Genomic DNA, 17466 nt, shown 5'->3' on the forward strand with positions numbered 1-17466 from the left:
GTTATTTGAATCGATTTAATTATTCATTGGATTGACATCAATTTTTATCTTTTGTTCTCTGGCTATATAGGATATACTAAATAGTACTTCAAATACGATTTTTAGGAGGAAAAGTCCTATGCTTAATAAGGTTTGGTTTAGAACAGGTGTTGCCTTACTCATCCTGTTTTTACTGATCAAATTAGTAATGGAAGTCCATAGTGTCTTCACACCATTTATGATTATTATTCAATCGGTATTATTACCATTGTTACTTAGTGGTTTCTTATTCTATCTTTGTTTACCTTTTCAAAAAATACTTGAAAAAAACAAAGTTCCACGCTGGGGAAGTATAACAATAATCTTGATTGCGCTAGTTATTATTATAAGCAGTTTTGTAGGTTACATTGCACCGCTTATAATAGATCAAATCTCAAAATTAATTAAACAAATTCCAACACTACAAAATGAAGTTCAACACATTGTTAACTTTGCTTTAGATCAAATGGAAAGATTACCAGCAGATGTTACAGATAGAATTAATAAAATGATTAAATCAATGAGTGATGGTGCTACTAGTATATTATCTAATTCATTAGGATTCGTGACATCATTTATTTCTACTATGTTTTTGCTCATCATGGTGCCATTCTTCCTAATTTATATGTTAAAAGACCATGAAAGATTTATTCCTTTTATTGCAAGATTGTTTAAAGGAGATAGAAAAGTATTCGTAGTTGAATTATTAAAGGACTTAAACGAAACCGTTAAATCTTATATTCAAGGTCAAGTAACTGTAAGTATCATTTTAGGTATTATTTTATATATTGGTTATTCTATTCTAGGACTAAACTATACATTATTACTTGTTATGTTTGCCTGTCTTGCCAATATGATTCCATTCTTAGGTCCTTGGATGGCATTTGTACCAGCTGCAATTATTGGTATTATACAAAGTCCAACGATATTTATATGGGTCTGTATCATTACACTGATTGCTCAACAACTAGAAGGAAATGTCATTACGCCAAACGTTATGGGTAAATCTTTAAATATTCACCCATTAACAATCATTGTTGTGATTTTAGCAGCAGGTAACCTTGGTGGTTTTGTACTCATTCTTGTTGCTGTGCCATTATACGCTGTTATTAAATCTATCGTTCGTAATGTATTCCGGTATAGACAACAGCTCATTGAAGCTGCTAATAGGGATGTCAAAGATTAGCTAGTTTGTAAAATTGAAATTTGATAGTTATTTAAGCAAAAAAGCTGAAAAATCCTTTGAATTAATAAGGATTTTCCAGCTTTTTCTTTTGTCATCATAGTACTACTTTTCATAGTTTTAGAAAAACACCTCTAACGTTCAATGTTAATTGCCACACATTGCGCGTTAGAGGTGTTTTGATTTATTATTTAACGATATGATAACCACTATCTACATGAATGTTCTCACCAGTTACACCACTAGAGAAATCACTTAATAAGTATGCCGCAGTTTTACCTACTTCTTCTTGATCAACATTACGCTTTAATGGTGCGCGTTCTTTTATCTCATTTAAAATTGTATTAAATCCGCCTACACCTTTTGCACTCAAAGTACGTATTGGTCCTGCTGAGATTGCATTTACACGAATATTGTCTTCACCTAAATCTAATGCTAAGTAACGAACATTAGCTTCTAAACTTGCTTTAGCAACACCCATAACATTATAATTTTGAACTGCAAATTCTCCACCTAAATAAGTTGTAGCTACGATACTACCACCTTCAGGCATCAATTTTTTAGCCTCACGCGACACAATTGTTAAAGAATATGAGCTTATGTCTTGTGCTAATAAAAAACCATCGCGAGAAGTATCTATGAAACGACCACGTAAATCTTCCATATTTGCAAATGCGATTGAGTGATAGACACCATTGATGTTTCCAACTTCTTCGCCAATTTTAGCAAAACCGTCGACAACATCTTCATCTTTTTGAACATCAATTTGGTACATATGATGTGTTTCTTGATTCAATTGTTCTACTAATTTTTCCAACTCATTTTTACTTCGATCTTTACGATATGTAAATACTAATTTTGCACCTAATTGATCTAATACTTTAGCTACACCAAATCCGATACTACGTTTATTAGCAATACCCATAATGACAAACGTTTTATTTTCTAAATTAAACATGAGAATAACTCCTTCATTTAAGTTTTCATTTTAAAACGGTTCGAGAAATCATCAGATAGCTTTGACTCATTAGCTCGATTCCAATTCCAATATCCTTTATTTTAACATTGGTTTGATTGTTTAAACAGTTTTTTTGCTACCTATAATGTATTTAATAAATATCTACCCCTTCTATCGAATAAAAGGCATTTTTAACATGAATATAAAAGTACAACGTCAGAGGTATCAAAATATATAAATTACTTTTTCAACTTAACGCTATACTCGTTATTAATAATAAAATTCTAATTCACGTTTCAATTCATCTACATATTCTTTAGAGCCAGTGACAATCACTCTATCTCTATAACGTAATTGTGTATCACCATGAGGTACGATAGACTCATTATTTCTAATGATACGTACAAAGATAATATCCCCATCGAATGGGAAATTACGTAATTGAATTTGGTCATATTGATGATTTAACATTGCAATTTCATATAATGAAGTTTCAACATTACTTAAAAGATTAAGCATGTTTGGTGTTTCAATTAAACCTTTCAGTAATATCTTGTTACTCAAATAGCTACTGAATACTTCTATGCCTTCTTTTTGTAGTTCAATATCACTAGAGCTTGATTCTAACCTACAAATCACACGTTTGACACCATGTTCTTTAGCCATCAAAGCAACTTTTCGGTTAATATCATCGTCATTAGTTGAACAGACTACAATATTTCTTTCAAATAACCCCAAACGTTCTAACAACTCTTCTTCATAGTCTGCTATTTCAATCATAGAAATAGCATCAGATAACTTGCGTTTATCACTTAAATCATTTCTATAATAAAGTGAAACTTGATAAAGTTGCGAAGTTAAATTTTGAGCAATAGGTATTGTTAATTCGTTTTTACCGATTAAGCTAACTTCAATTTGTCTTGTTGCTTCATCTGGCATTGGGAACATCTTTTTAAAGACAATAGGTACAAATACACAGGTAATAACTGAACTTAGTATTAAAATACCTGATATTTCAGTAGAAATAGTACCTAATTGTTCCGCAATTTTCGCCGATGCGATTACTAAAGATAACGTTGAAGTTAGTAGAAAAGCCGAAGAAATCGTTGTTTTCATATCGAACCATCTACGTATGTAAAACACAGGAACTAATTTCGAGATTAAAAATGCTAATATTAAAAAGGGTATAATTAATAATAACGAAGGTTCTTTAATTAACTCTGGAATGTTTAAATCTACTCCTACCATTATAAAAAATATAGGAATAAAGAAACCATAACCAAATGAGTCTAACTTCTCTACCATATCTTCATCAGGACCTAAGAGTGATACAACGACACCTGCTAAGAATGCACCAAGTATGTTTTCAGCTCCTACGCCTTCTGCTAAAGCTACTAATAAAAGGATCAATGCAAAGACTGCACGTATTCCAATTTGTGTCGTACCATCCATCAATATTTGTAGGAATTGTGCTTTCTTGAAGATGCCTCCTAAGAAATAAAAGATAATCGTAAATACAACTAAACTACCAACTAACCAAAGTGATGTGTTGCCTGAAGCATGTATTGCACCATAACCCGTAAGTAGTATCATTGTCACTAAATCTGCTAGTACAGCAACAAGTAGGATAAATTGTCCTATTGTAGTGCGCATAATGTTCATTTCTTTTAAAGTTGGTACTACTACACCTAAAGAAATAGTTGAAATAATAATTACCATAAGTAAGACATCATCAATTAATCCGAACCATTTAAACATATACGCAAATACAATTGAAATAATCATAATAGCCATAAATACAATAACTGCTAATTGTAAATGTCCAGGTTCTTGTTTTTTAGATTTTTCTTCTTGTGCAGTTGAACTTTTATCTTTTTTGAATGCTTTAAAATCTATTTCTAAACCACTTAAAAACATTAAAAAGATAAATCCTAAAGTAGATAAGATATTAAGCATGGCATCACGCTCTACTAAGTTTAAAAATGAGCGCCCAATAATGATTCCCATCAATATTTCAGCAACTACGACAGGTAAAAAACTAACACGTAGTCTATTGACTAAAATTGGTGTTAAAAATGCCGCTAACACAACGATAACAAGCGATAGAAATTCCATATAACCCTCCTACGTTAAATAAGACATAAATGACGTTGCTAAACCAAAATAAATTAACATACTTACAATATCATTAATTGTTGTTATAAAAGGTCCACTCGCCACTGCAGGGTCGATTTTCAGTTTATCCATAACTAACGGTATCATTGAGCCTACTAATGTACCAACTGTCATTGCTATCGTCAAACTAGCGCCTACGATCACTGCTAATATGGGTTGACCATAAACTATCATTATAATTAAAAATAGTAATATTGAGCAAATTAAACCGCTTAAAAATCCACTTCCTGTTTCTCTCAGTGCTACTTTGAATTTACTTTGCTCGTAAATTTCACCAGTTGAAATATTACGCACAGAAACGGCAAGTGATTGTGTACCAGAATTACCTGACATCCCACTTATAATTGGAATAAAGGCAGCTAATAATGCTACTTGCGATAAAGTATCTTCGAATGAACCTAAAATTGTAGCAGTAATCATACCTAGAAATGTTAATATGATTAACCACGGCAAGCGTTTTCTAGCTGTTTTAATAATGGAATCATTGGTCGCATCAACATCTGACACACCGGCTAAGCGCGAGTAGTCTTCGCTTGCTTCTTCATCCATAACATCTAAAATATCATCGATAGTAATAATACCAAGTAAATGATCTTGATAATCTACTACAGGCATCGCAATAAAGTCATAATCTCTCATTTTTTGAGCAACATCTTCCTGATCATCTGCAGCATTGGCACTGATTACACGTTCGCTCATAATATCTTCAATGTATGCATCATTTTCAGCCACAATTAAATCTCTTAACGAAAGTACGCCTGCGAGTTGTTTATTATCATTCACTGTGAAAATAACATAAATTGTTTCGGCATCTGGTGCTTGTTCTTTTACATGCATCATTGCTTCTTTAACTGGCATTGTCGCTTTTAAAGAAATATACTCTGTCGTCATGATACCACCAGCAGTATCCTCTTCATAATGTAGTAATGCTTTGATTTCTTTAGCATCTTCACGTTTCATTAAAGTAAGCAAGCTAACAATTTTTTGCTTAGATAGCTGATTCATTATATCTACAGCATTATCATAAGACATGTCTTCTAGTACTTTACTCGCGTATTCGGCATCCATAGTGTCAAAAAGTGATTCATATTCATCTTCGTCAATTTCTAATTGCTCAAAGAAATCCGCTACTTCTTCTGGTGATAATATTTCAAATATTCTTTGTCGAATTTCTTCATTACTGTCTTCAAAGTATTCACTTTGCTCATATGTATGCATCGCTAAGAATTCATTTCTAAATTCATCGATATGGTTTTCAAACAACAAACTATCTAACAACGCTTGATCATATACTTGCTCGTCCTCTAAAGTGATTATATCCTTTTCATTAGCCAAGGGCCCCACCTCCATGAATGTTAAAAATTATATCATATTAAATATAGATTCTATTGCGCTATACTCGTCATTTATTTCAATCTTTTTATACGTGATTGGATGAATAAAAGACACACGTACACAACGTAATAATTGATGTGTATATATTGGATGCGCTTCTCCATATAAATCGTCTCCCACGATTGAATGTCCTATATATTGAAAATGCACACGTATTTGATGTGTCCTACCAGTTAATAAATGTACTTCACTCAAACTATAATCTTTAGACCGTTGAAGGCATTTAAAACGCGTTCTTGCTACTTTACCCATCGCGTTGACTTGGCGTTGAATAATACTAGCTGGATCCCTTGCAATAGGCGCATCAATCAAACCTTCATCTTTCAAATCCCCGTGGCATATACATAAATATCGTTTATCAACCTTCGTTTGAGACATTAAATGATGTATGAATCCATGTTTGGTAAAAATAACGATGCCAGATGTATTCCGATCTATCCGAGTAACGATATGAGGGGTAATTGAGAGGGATGATTGCTTAAAATATCCTAATACTTGCTCGACTAAACTCAAATGTTTATGATCTCTCGAGGGCGCACAATTTTGAAGTGCAGGTTTCGATACAACTAATAAATATTCATCTTCATATAAGATATTCAATCTATCCGTAAATGGCAGCAAATTCGAACTTGGCGTTTCTTGCCCTAAATGAATTTGAAGCACATCGCCAATTTCCAACTGTTTTCTGACTGTAACTGGCTGTCCGTTAACGACTAAAGCGCCATTATGTTTAATGGCGCTTATAGTCCGCTTAGAATAGTGTTTTTTTTGTAAAAATGTTCTTACCATTTCTGGAAATTCAATATCATATGTAAATTTCATTACTCATCTTCCCCACTGGAGATGAAGGAATCATGTACTCTTTTCCAGAAAGGAAATGGTCTAAATCTAGCAAACCTTACTTTTTCATTTGCTACTCTAAATTGTATAGCATTAACATTTTTATGTTTAATACTTACATGATCAATAGTAGTTAGTATCGTGTCATGGTTAACAGGTGTAATCAAACATGTATGGTGTTTAGGCAATACTAGAGGCGAACCTACTGTTCTAAACACTCTATTATTAATTGAAGCAATTTCTGCAATTTGCATTGCTTCTAGGGATGGATGAATCAACGCGCCACCTAATGCTTTGTTATACGCCGTTGAACCTGATGGTGTAGATACACATAAACCATCACCTCTAAATCGTTCAAATTGATTACCTCGTATGTTCACATCGACCACTAAAGTAGAACCATTTTCTGTTTTCATAGTTGCTTCGTTTAAAGCTAAATATCTTGTTTCGTAACCATTATCGTTATAACGCACAATAATTTCTAACAAAGGATATTCTATGACTTGAAATTCTGAATTATTTATTTCAATAATTAACTTTTCTACTTCATGTGGTAACCAGTCCGCATAAAATCCTAAATGACCAGTATGTACACCTACAAATGCACAACGAGATAGCATGTGACTATATTGATGGAAAGCTTGTAACAATGTGCCATCACCACCCACTGATATAACTATCTCAGGATTATCTGAGTCTTCAACCATTTGAAAATCTTTCATATAGTTAATCATTTTATATTTCAATGCATTCGATTTTGAATCACCTTTAGATAATATCGTATAACGCATGATTACACCCCCTAGTCATTATTGTGTTTCTTAGAGCGTTTTTTAGAATAATATTTTTGTGCTTCTTGAATTTCTTCTTTGATTTCTGACATTTCTTCATCAAGTAAAAACGCTGCTTCTGCTGCCCGTTCAAGGCGATGTTGAATCTCAGGTGGGTAATCTCCATCATATTTATAACGTAATGTATGTTCAACAGTGGCCCAAAAGTTCATAGCTAGCGTTCTGATTTGAATTTCTGCTAATATTTTCTTTTCTCCTTTTAGTGTTTCAATAGGATATTCAATAATAACATGAAATGAACGGTAACCACTTTGTTTGGTATTACTAATATAGTCTCGCTCTTCCACAACTTTAAAATCTTCACGCTGTCTTAATAAATTAACTACAACTTCAATGTCATCAACAAATTGACACATTAAGCGTAATCCTGCGATATCATACATTTCTTCATGTAATCGATCAAAAGAAATTTGACGTTTATTTGCTTTATCAATAATGCTAGTCATTGGTTTGACACGGCCAGTTACAAATTCAATTGGCGAAGCATTGTCTTCTACTTCATATTGTTTTCTAAGGCCTTTTAATTTAATTTTCAATTCGTCCACTGCTTGTTTATATGGAGATAAAAATTGATCCCATTGATTCATAATACCTCACTCCGCTTCACTCTAATTCGAAAGTATCTTCTACAACGGAAACAAACTCTTTACCATAATTTAAATTACCTTGTATGTTATCCAATATGTAATTAAATTCTCTTTCGAACTGCTGTAATTCTAATTTATCATTTATTATTATTTTCTTACCTTTGTTTTCATGTAGCATAGACCAAGTTTCTTGAACAAAAATTAAATATGAATACGATTGTCCGTCATCCAGGATGTATGCAAAGCTATAATTATCACTGTCAACAAGCATTTGTCCTGCTTCTTCCAAACCTTCTGTAGATGCTTCTGTATAACAATTAATACTATCTTCTGTTACTTTAATTTCATTCACATAAATACGCATGCTTGTTCCTCCTTATTATCCATCATTTTAACATAATTCTATCGTACATAACACGTTACAAGGCTAATGTTATGACAACAATTTAGCATAATGCCTGAAGTATTTTTAATTTTAAAATGCAGTTCAATTTAAATTATGTCGTAAGTGTTTTAGAATAAATTATTATATGCTTTAAAGGAGTGTTTCTCGTGGCAACTAATAATGAAATTGAATTCAAACAATTATTATCTCAATCACAGTACCAATCTATATATAATAAGTATTTTCCAGACATGCAACCCTTCAGTCAAACAAACTATTATATAGATACACAGCAATTTGACTTACGCTCACATAAGTCTGCATTAAGAATACGCGTAAAAAATAAATACTATGAAATGACCTTAAAGGTGCCTGCTGAAGTTGGCTTGATGGAATATAATTTTGAAACTCATGTTATACCCGAATTAAATAAAAAATTAGTCTCGAATGATTTACCATTAGAAATTACCGAACAATTAAATAAAATGAATGTTGACATTAATCAGCTTGTGATTCTTGGTGCTTTGACTACTTCACGATTAGAAAAAGAGATACAAGGCAACTTACTCGTCTTAGATAGAAGTGACTACTTAAATTATCAAGATTATGAATTGGAATATGAAGTTGAAGATTATGATGACGGTTTAATTCAATTTAAAATGATTCTTGAAGCATTCAATATGAAACATGAAACACCCGAAAATAAAGTACAAAGATTTTTCAATCGCAAATCAAATTTAAACAATAACTAATTGTGCGCAAGTTTAAAAAGTCGAATTACTTCCAAATGTAAATATTCGTGTTATATTAGTTATATATTAAGAGAATATGGTGATAAAATGGCACAGACACCTTACGAAATCATTGGACATGACGCATTATATAAGATGATTGACCATTTCTATTTCTTAGTGGAAAAAGATGATAGAATTAATTATTTGTTTCCTGGAGATTTTCAAGAAACAAGTAGAAAACAAAAACAATTCTTGACTCAATTTTTAGGTGGGCCAAGCCTTTATACAGAAGAACATGGTCATCCAATGTTAAAAAGACGTCATATAGAGTTTATAATAACAAACAACGAACGCGACGCATGGCTTGAAAATATGTATAGTGCTATTCAGCATGCAAATTTCCAAGCAGGTGTCGGCGATTATTTATATGAAAGATTACGTTTAACAGCGAATCATATGGTTAATACCGAAAACTAATTGTAGGTGAAATGTACATGACTGAAGAATTAAAATTAATAGATGCTAATAGTCGTGAAGATGCGAATCTTTCACCTGTGAATAAGATAGAAATTTATTCTTTTTTCGATCCATTCAGTAAAGATTGCTTTAAATTATCAGCAATTCTCTCTAAATTGCGTATAGAGTATAAGCAATATATCAGTATAAGACATATATTAAACCCATCTTTACGTGTCTTAACAAAATGCCAAGCGCAGAGCACATCAGACTTAGATAATATTGCACTCGCATATAAGGCTGCTGAACTTCAAGGACGTTTACGTGCAGAACGTTTTATACACCTTGTACAAAATGAAATTATACCAAAACGAGATATAATCACTGAATCAATGGTCAATAATTGCATAAGTAACGCAGGGTTAGATTACGAAGTTTTTAAAGAAGATTTGCATAGTAGTTATTTAAAAGAAAGCTTACAAGTAGACTTGCATATTGCACGAGAAATGGAGATTGAAGAAGCACCTTCACTCGTATTCTTCAACGAAGATGTTCACGAAGAAGGTTTGAAAGTTGAAGGTCTCTATCCTTATCACATCTATACGTATATCATAAATGAACTAATTGGAACACCTATTGAAAAAAATTTACCGCCTACACTAGAAGGTTATATACAACAACAGCAATTAGTTACCAAAGAAGAGTTACTTACCATTTATGAATGGCCTGAAAAATTAATGAATAAAGAACTTAAAAAATTAGCGCTACAACAAAAGATAGAAAAACTTAAATCTCCAGATGGAAAATTTTGGAAATCTAAAATTTGATTGTGTAATAAACAAATAACTACACATCTTTTAACAAATAAAAAATAGCCTTTAAGGCTATATCAGAATGTCAACAAAGTTAGACACTTTGTTGACATTTTTTTGTGCACGCTTTTCACTTGAACAACTTCAGTCTATAATCTTTTAATCGCCTTTTATTAACTAGATCTGCACTCAATTGATATTCTCCTGTTTTCTCACCATCATATTGAAAATCTGGCGCTGGACAAACAAATGTCCATTTTACATCTTTTCACTTTTATATTTCTTCTAGTGTCTTTATTATGCTTGGTTAATTTTTTTATTTGTTCATGAAAATCTGGTGTGTCCACCAATTTCATAGTATGCACTTCATCAACATACAACTATCTGCCTCACCAATAATTTACAAACGCTTGTTGCTGTTACTTACTAAAAGGCCCAGATGTTTCATTGATTTTTTATTTTCATCAGGTTGTCCAAAGCATCGATAGCTGCATCAAATTCTGCAATGTCCACCATTGTTAAATCGAATAAATCTTTTTGAATCGCTTGATCCATTACTGTTTTATTTGAACTTCTTACAATATCAGTAACGTCTAGTCCTCTATCATAAACTTCTTTCGTAATTAGCTGCCCTGCTTTACCATTTGCTGCTACAACTGCTAATATCATAAATACAACCTCTTGCTTGTATTTACTTTAACTACAAGTAAGTTTTATAGTTTTAATTTTTAAAAGTCGAACGAATAGTTATTCATATTATTGAATTTAATTAAAAAGGGTATAAAAAAACGCCGTGTCTGATTACACGGCGCTAAACAAAGGGGATGGGAGAAATTTCCTCACTTCAAACAAAGGGGTATGTTTGTTATGTGATTAATTTCATGTTTATAATATAACACGGTAAAATGCGTCTTTCAACCATTTAGATTAAATAAATTCACTTTGTCACAAACTTGTCATATTGAAAACGAATACATTCATACTAAGCTTTCATAAGCTTTTCAAAAGCATCTAATTTTTGTTCGAATACTTGGCAAGCTTGTTCAATTGGTTCAGGAGTTGTCATATCTACACCTGCATTTTTAAGTATTTCAATTGGGTAATCTGAGCTACCTTTTTTCAAGAATTCATTAATATATCTGTCTACTGCTGGCTGGCCTTCAGTCAAGATTTGATGACTTAAACTTTGCGCTGCACTATATCCTGTTGCATATTGATACACATAATAATTCATATAGAAGTGAGGAATTCTTGACCATTCTTTACTAATATCTTCATCTGTTTCAACAGAATCACCAAAATATTGTCTGTTCAATTCTGCATATTCTTCATTCATACGGTTTGCTGTAAGCGGTTCTCCCGATTCTTCAATTTGATGAATTTTATGTTCAAATTCAGCAAACATCGTCTGTCTAAATAATGTTGCACGGAAACGTTCAAGTTCTTGATTAAGTAATAATAGTCTACGTTCATCATCTAAATGTTTGTCCATATAGTCGCTTAATAATGCCTCATTACATGTAGATGCTACTTCTGCTACAAATATTGTGTAACCACTTGAATTGGCTGGTTGGTTTTGACGACTGAAATAACTATGTGCAGAGTGACCAAATTCATGCACTAATGTATATAAATCAGACACTGTATTAGACCAATTTAATAATATAAAGGGGTTAGTTAAATGCGCACCTGAAGAATAACCACCTGAACGTTTACCTTTATTTTCATATACATCTACCCAGCGATGATTTAATCCTTCTTCAACAACTTCCATATATTCATCACCCATAGGTTGTAAAGCTTTTATCATCCAATCTTTAGCTTCTTCATATGGCATTTCAAATTTCACATCTTTAACTAAAGGAGTATAAAGATCATACATCTTCATATCTTCTAAACCTAATAAGTCTTTACGTAATTTCGTATAGCGATGTAATAATGGTAAGTAGTTATGCACAGTTTTAACTAAATTATCATATACTTCCTCTGGAATATGATTATTACTTAATGCTGCTGCTCTTGCTGTTTCGTAATTATGTGATCTGGCATTAAACACATTCTTTTTCACTTCGCCGGCTAAAGTTGCGCTTAATGTATTGTTATATGCACCATAGGCTTTATATAAATTTCCAAATGCAGATTTACGTAAAATACGATCATCTGATTCTAAACATTTTATAAACGTACCTTGAGTTAATGAATGATGGTTACCATCTTTATCAATCGCATCTTCAAATTCTAAATCAGCGTTACTAAACATACCATATACATTATCTGATGTTGATAAGGCATCTTGTGCTTCAGTAAGTAATTTTTCTTTATCTGCACTTAAAACATGAGGTCTTTTTTCATTAATTAGTTTCAAATCAAATGCGTAACGTTTTAAATCATCATTGGATTCAATAAAAGTTTGGATTTGTGCTTCATCAATTTGTAAAATTTCTGGAACCAAGAAACTCCATCCAGAACTGAATTTAATAATAAGTTGATGCGCACGTGATTCGTACCCCGTGTACTTATCATTTGCAGTATCTTGATCTTGTTTTAGATGTGCATATACGTATACTTTTTCTAATTGAGAACCCAGTTCATCTTCTAAAGCTAATGCGTTATAAAGTGTTTCTGCACTATCAGCTAAATGACCTCTAAATTGTTCTTCTTGTCCTATGTTATTTTCGACTTTTTTAAATGCTACTTCAAAAGCTTCATCTGATTCGAAAATAGTAGTTAAATCCCAAGTATACTCAGGGTATTTACGTTCTTGTTCTTCTCTTGTTAATTGTTCAGTCATAATATTAAGTAAACCTCCTATAAAGTTCATTATTATAATTTTCTCACGTAACAATCATTTTTGCACGTTATTACGTCCAATTCTATAATTCAATTGCTGAAATTTTCTAACCATTTCACTAGCAATCTCTTCCTTTTTAACATCACCTGTATAAAATTCATTATACTCAATTAATTTTATAAAATCACTTAACTTAAATTGGACATGCTCTAACATAAATAGAAGTTGTAATTGCCAATATACTGGATGAGATTTCACATATAATTGTTCTGGGAAAATTATGCCAAGATGTTTACTTATCCATGCTTCTGATAATTGTAATTGGTACATAACGCTAAGGCTTGGCTCAAGTACTGAACGTCTATTACGACAGTGATTCAAGTATTTAATGACTGCTGTTTCACTTAATTTTAAAGTTAAATTATTATGTTGAATATTTACGTGAGTCAAAGTATGTATCAAAGCATTATTTGAAACAATATCCCTTATCGCAACATAACGTTTGCCTCCTAGATATTGTATAATCTTATATTTGTACAGTTCTTGTGTGTAACCGTTCCAAGCAAATAAATGTCGTTCTTTTAAATTAATATAAGTACGTTCATAAGTTGTAAGCTTTAAAATTTGTGTTACTTTATCATAATGTGGATTATTAATAATCCACACAACATCTAACCCACATTTTTGTAAGGATATACTGCGTTTTTTTATATTTAGTACACTAATTCGTGAAAATTGTATTTCAATTGCTACACTGTTATTTATGATTAAATCAGGATATTGATAACATTCTGTTATATAAGGTTCTATGGCAACTTCATAATTATATTTTTCAAACCATTGAGCAAGCTGATATTTAAGACAATAGTGCTCATAGGTTTCTCCTTTATTGCATGTAAGCTTACTTTTATTTACATGGGCAAAATGAGGTGCAACGAATTGGCCTTTTTTTAATATAACTTTATTATTACAGTATGGACACTTATATTGATGACCTTTTTGAGCAATGATTGCTGATATAATTTGGTTACTTTCATTTTTTGCACATAACAAAAATTTACCACCTCATTTCATTACACAGTTACGAATGAATAATTACTTTTAAAATATGTTGATTATAGAAAAATATTTATCTGCCACTGACAACTGAACATTAAATAAAATAAGGTACACAAAAAGACCTACTGAAAATTATATTTCAGCAGGTCTTAATTTTAAATTCAAAACATTTATATTATTCTGTCACACTTGGGAAATAACGACGTACTTGTGACGCGACATTATGGCTCATAATAATTTTTGCATAGTCGTTTAAATATACTTCTGATTTGTCAGTAGGATATGCGAATTCAAGTAATTGACTATAACTATCATTAATTGATTCTTGATCCACTGTTTCATCAAAATGAACAGCATAGTAGTATATATTATTAAAACTATATAATAAATCTTCAAAGTCATCTATCGATTGATTGTTGTGATGCGCGTAATCAATCACTTCTTCTAAATCGTTAAATTTAACAATTACTGTACGTGTGCTTTGTTGCTTGTTGTCGTTATTTTCTTGATTTTGGTCGCCTTCTTTTTGTTGTTGACGTTGTTCAAATAAATCTTCTAAACTATCATCTTGATCAAACGTCTGTGATAATAAATCATTTACTTGATAATCAAGTTGTTCGTTATCACCATTCTCTGACATATTAATAAGATCTTCATTTTTAGACTTAGATATTGTTACTTCAACACCTTTTTCAAAAGCATGTACTTGTATCCATAAAGGTCCTTCAACTACAAAGTCTTCTTCTTCGTTAATTTCTTCCATCATGTTCCAAAAGAACTCTTCACCACGCTTGCGATTTGTCCACAAATCCTCACGTTTAAAACCTCTAGCCTCTATATCACTATATGTTATAAATAATTTAACAGTAGTATCGTCAACACGCTCTATTCTCATATCATCTCACTCCTTACAGTCGATGAATAGTAATCATTATTGTATTAGAACGTAGTAATAATTACAATTGATTTGTTTCAGTGATTTTTACTATTTCCTAATTGGTCTCTTATACTAACACATACCCTAGCATAAGCCAAAAAAACAGCACTAAATACCAAGTGCTGTTTCGCTTTTATTATCCTTTAGTCAAATGTCTAATTATTTTCAAAAGAAAGTATAGAAATATAAAATAATCGCTTCATTTGACTTCACTCTGAGTCTATTTGTTACACTAAATATAATAAAGCCATAAAGCAACATCATAAATGTGCTACTTTATGGCCAATATTGTAAATTATGATTTGTTTTAGTCAACCATACGTTGCGCTTCTTGCAATTGGAACGTACGTACTTTTCTTGGTAAGAAACGTCTAATTTCATCTTCGTTATAACCAACTTGCAAACGTTTTTCGTCTAAAATAATTGGACGACGTAATAAACCAGGGTTATCTTGAATAATTGAATATAAATCTTGAAGTGGTAATGCGTCAATATCAACGTTTAACTTTTGGTAAGTCTTAGAACGTGTAGATATAATCTCATCTGTTCCGTCTTCAGTCATTTTTAAAATTTGTTTGATTTCGTCAATTGTTAAGTGTTCTGAAAAAATGTTACGCTCCGTATACGGAATGTCATGTTCTTGTAACCATGCTTTCGCTTTACGGCAAGATGTGCAACTTGGTGAAGTAAATAATGTTACCATACATCTCACTCTCCTATTTTTCATGAATTTAAATTCATTAGATTTCAATATTTATATGATTAAGAAACTTTCAATTAAACTTTGTCTTCCTTAACCTTACAATTAAAGTATACCCTTTCAACATTAAAATTAAATGAGAATTCTTTAATTTCTATCAAAAAATTTAAAATAAAAGCAATTTCCATAAATTTAGGTAGAAATATTGATATGTCTACAGTCTAACATAAATTACAAATGATTGAAATACTGTTATAATATACGTAATATATATTAAATTTAATTTTAGAAGGTAGGCATCTAAAAATGGAAACATTATTTTCAGGTATCCAGCCTAGTGGTATTCCAACACTTGGTAATTACATTGGTGCATTGAAACAATTCGGTGAAGTACAAGACGATTACGATTGTTTCTTCTGCATCGTGGATCAGCACGCGATTACTGTTCCACAAGATCGTTTGAAGTTACGTAAGCAAACAAGGCAGCTTGCAGCGATTTATTTGGCTTCTGGTATTGACCCAGAGAAATCTACATTATTCATACAATCAGAAGTACCAGCGCACATACAGGCGAGTTGGATGCTCACTTCGATTTCCTCTATTGGAGAATTAGAACGTATGACACAATTCAAAGATAAGGCTACAAAACAGTCTGAAGGCGTTCCAGCGGGTTTACTTACATATCCACCGTTAATGGCTGCAGACATTATAATCTATAACACCAATATTGTCCCTGTGGGCGATGACCAAAAGCAGCATATAGAATTAACAAGAAATTTAGTAGATAGATTTAATTCTCGTTTTAACGATATATTAATTAAACCAGAAATTCGTATACCAAAAGTTGGCGGTCGTGTCATGAGTTTGCAGGATCCGACTAGAAAAATGAGTAAAAGTGATGACAATCAAAAAAACTTTATTTCTTTACTTGATCAACCTAATACTGCAGCTAAAAAAATCAAAAGTGCTGTAACAGATTCAGATGGTATTATAAAATTTGATAGAGATAACAAACCTGGTATTTCTAATTTATTATCAATTTACTCTAGTTTAACTGATGAATCTCTAGAGTCACTACAGCTTAAATATAAAGACTCTAATTATGGTGTGTTTAAATCAGATTTAGCAGAAATCGTAAAAGAATTCTTAATAAATTTCCAAGAAAAATATGATTACTATTTTAATTCAGATGAATTAGATACTATTTTAGATAATGGTAGAGATAAAGCACAAAAAGTTTCTTTCAAAACATTGAAGAAAATGGAAAAAGCTATGGGCTTAGGTCGCAAAAGATAATTTAAAAAACATTCTATTTGATTAGAATCCGCTAAAGTGTCGACAAAGTCAGTGACTTTGTTGGCATTTTTTTGTGCTCACTTTCCGTGGTTACAGCCTCATCCTGTAATCTTTGGCGAGTACTCTTTCCACAGAAGTGGCCAAACTATCTGCCAATTAAAAAATATAATCACTCATTCATCATAGTCGATTGAACTGATTTAAAGGGATACAAGCAAAACGAATGTATAACTAAATGATTAAGAAAGATTGTCTCGATTTCAAATAAGTACTTACTAGTGTACTAGTG

At 31.7% G+C, this 17466-nt stretch carries 17 protein-coding genes; 5 read left to right on the top strand and 12 right to left on the bottom strand.

Annotated features, from left to right (window positions below; genetic code table 11):
• Positions 1–118 precede the first annotated feature (118 nt).
• On the top strand, positions 119–1204 hold the full coding sequence (cozEa, locus tag ACA31_RS07335) for a lipoteichoic acid biosynthesis protein CozEa (protein ID WP_057512684.1): 1086 nt from the start codon (positions 119–121) through the stop codon (positions 1202–1204).
• 184 nt (positions 1205–1388) lie between these two features.
• Here cozEa and fabI read toward each other — a convergent pair whose 3' ends face one another.
• The 7 genes from fabI to ACA31_RS07370 form a co-directional block, all read right to left on the bottom strand.
• Positions 1389–2159: an enoyl-ACP reductase FabI gene (gene fabI, locus ACA31_RS07340; RefSeq protein ID WP_057512685.1), complete on the bottom strand. Its 771-nt coding sequence runs from the start codon at positions 2157–2159 to the stop codon at positions 1389–1391.
• 270 nt (positions 2160–2429) lie between these two features.
• A complete protein-coding gene (locus ACA31_RS07345) occupies positions 2430–4274 on the bottom strand; it encodes a monovalent cation:proton antiporter family protein (protein WP_057512686.1) in 1845 nt (614 codons plus the stop codon).
• A 9-nt stretch (positions 4275–4283) separates the two neighbouring features.
• Positions 4284–5669, bottom strand: a complete 1386-nt coding sequence (mgtE, locus tag ACA31_RS07350; RefSeq protein ID WP_057512687.1) for a magnesium transporter — start codon at positions 5667–5669, stop codon at positions 4284–4286.
• A gap of 27 nt (positions 5670–5696) precedes the next feature.
• Positions 5697–6551 carry an RluA family pseudouridine synthase gene (locus ACA31_RS07355; protein WP_057512688.1) on the bottom strand — a complete coding sequence of 285 codons (855 nt, stop codon included), beginning with the start codon at positions 6549–6551 and terminating at the stop codon, positions 5697–5699.
• Positions 6551–7360, bottom strand: a complete 810-nt coding sequence (locus tag ACA31_RS07360) for an NAD kinase (RefSeq protein ID WP_057512689.1) — start codon at positions 7358–7360, stop codon at positions 6551–6553. The genes ACA31_RS07355 and ACA31_RS07360 overlap by 1 nt, the downstream gene beginning before the upstream one ends.
• 11 nt (positions 7361–7371) lie before the next feature.
• Positions 7372–8007 carry a GTP pyrophosphokinase gene (locus ACA31_RS07365; RefSeq protein WP_002508093.1) on the bottom strand — a complete coding sequence of 212 codons (636 nt, stop codon included), beginning with the start codon at positions 8005–8007 and terminating at the stop codon, positions 7372–7374.
• Between the two features lie 16 nt (positions 8008–8023).
• Positions 8024–8371 carry a hypothetical protein gene (locus tag ACA31_RS07370; protein ID WP_021339499.1) on the bottom strand — a complete coding sequence of 116 codons (348 nt, stop codon included), beginning with the start codon at positions 8369–8371 and terminating at the stop codon, positions 8024–8026.
• Positions 8372–8559: 188 nt separating this feature from the next.
• Here ACA31_RS07370 and ACA31_RS07375 point away from each other — a divergent pair, with 188 nt between their 5' ends.
• The 3 genes from ACA31_RS07375 (at position 8560) to yjbH (ending at position 10409) form a co-directional block, all read left to right on the top strand.
• Positions 8560–9144 carry a CYTH domain-containing protein gene (locus ACA31_RS07375; protein WP_057512690.1) on the top strand — a complete coding sequence of 195 codons (585 nt, stop codon included), beginning with the start codon at positions 8560–8562 and terminating at the stop codon, positions 9142–9144.
• Positions 9145–9231: 87 nt separating this feature from the next.
• Entirely contained in the window at positions 9232–9603 is a 372-nt protein-coding gene (locus ACA31_RS07380) for a truncated hemoglobin YjbI (RefSeq protein ID WP_057512691.1), read from the top strand.
• Positions 9604–9620: 17 nt separating this feature from the next.
• Positions 9621–10409: a protease adaptor protein YjbH gene (gene yjbH, locus ACA31_RS07385; RefSeq protein WP_057512692.1), complete on the top strand. Its 789-nt coding sequence runs from the start codon at positions 9621–9623 to the stop codon at positions 10407–10409.
• A 429-nt stretch (positions 10410–10838) separates the two neighbouring features.
• Here the strand turns inward: yjbH and ACA31_RS13475 are convergent, their stop codons facing one another.
• The 5 genes from ACA31_RS13475 to spxA form a co-directional block, all read right to left on the bottom strand.
• Entirely contained in the window at positions 10839–11063 is a 225-nt protein-coding gene (locus tag ACA31_RS13475) for a hypothetical protein (RefSeq protein ID WP_253721374.1), read from the bottom strand.
• A 313-nt stretch (positions 11064–11376) separates the two neighbouring features.
• The gene (gene pepF, locus ACA31_RS07395; protein WP_057512693.1) at positions 11377–13185 is read right to left on the bottom strand and encodes an oligoendopeptidase F; all 1809 of its coding nucleotides are present in this window, start codon (positions 13183–13185) and stop codon (positions 11377–11379) included.
• Between the two features lie 54 nt (positions 13186–13239).
• Positions 13240–14238 carry a competence protein CoiA gene (locus ACA31_RS07400; protein WP_057512694.1) on the bottom strand — a complete coding sequence of 333 codons (999 nt, stop codon included), beginning with the start codon at positions 14236–14238 and terminating at the stop codon, positions 13240–13242.
• A 181-nt stretch (positions 14239–14419) separates the two neighbouring features.
• Entirely contained in the window at positions 14420–15139 is a 720-nt protein-coding gene (gene mecA / locus ACA31_RS07405; protein WP_057512695.1) for an adaptor protein MecA, read from the bottom strand.
• A gap of 349 nt (positions 15140–15488) precedes the next feature.
• Positions 15489–15884 carry a transcriptional regulator SpxA gene (spxA, locus tag ACA31_RS07410; protein WP_002483765.1) on the bottom strand — a complete coding sequence of 132 codons (396 nt, stop codon included), beginning with the start codon at positions 15882–15884 and terminating at the stop codon, positions 15489–15491.
• 303 nt (positions 15885–16187) lie between these two features.
• On the opposite strand from spxA, the gene trpS reads away from it, so the two are divergent.
• Positions 16188–17177: a tryptophan--tRNA ligase gene (trpS, locus tag ACA31_RS07415; RefSeq protein WP_057512696.1), complete on the top strand. Its 990-nt coding sequence runs from the start codon at positions 16188–16190 to the stop codon at positions 17175–17177.
• Positions 17178–17466: the final 289 nt, after the last annotated feature.

Origin of the sequence: Staphylococcus sp. NAM3COL9 (genome assembly GCF_001431205.1) — a bacterium.
In the GTDB taxonomy this organism is placed as follows: domain Bacteria; phylum Bacillota; class Bacilli; order Staphylococcales; family Staphylococcaceae; genus Staphylococcus.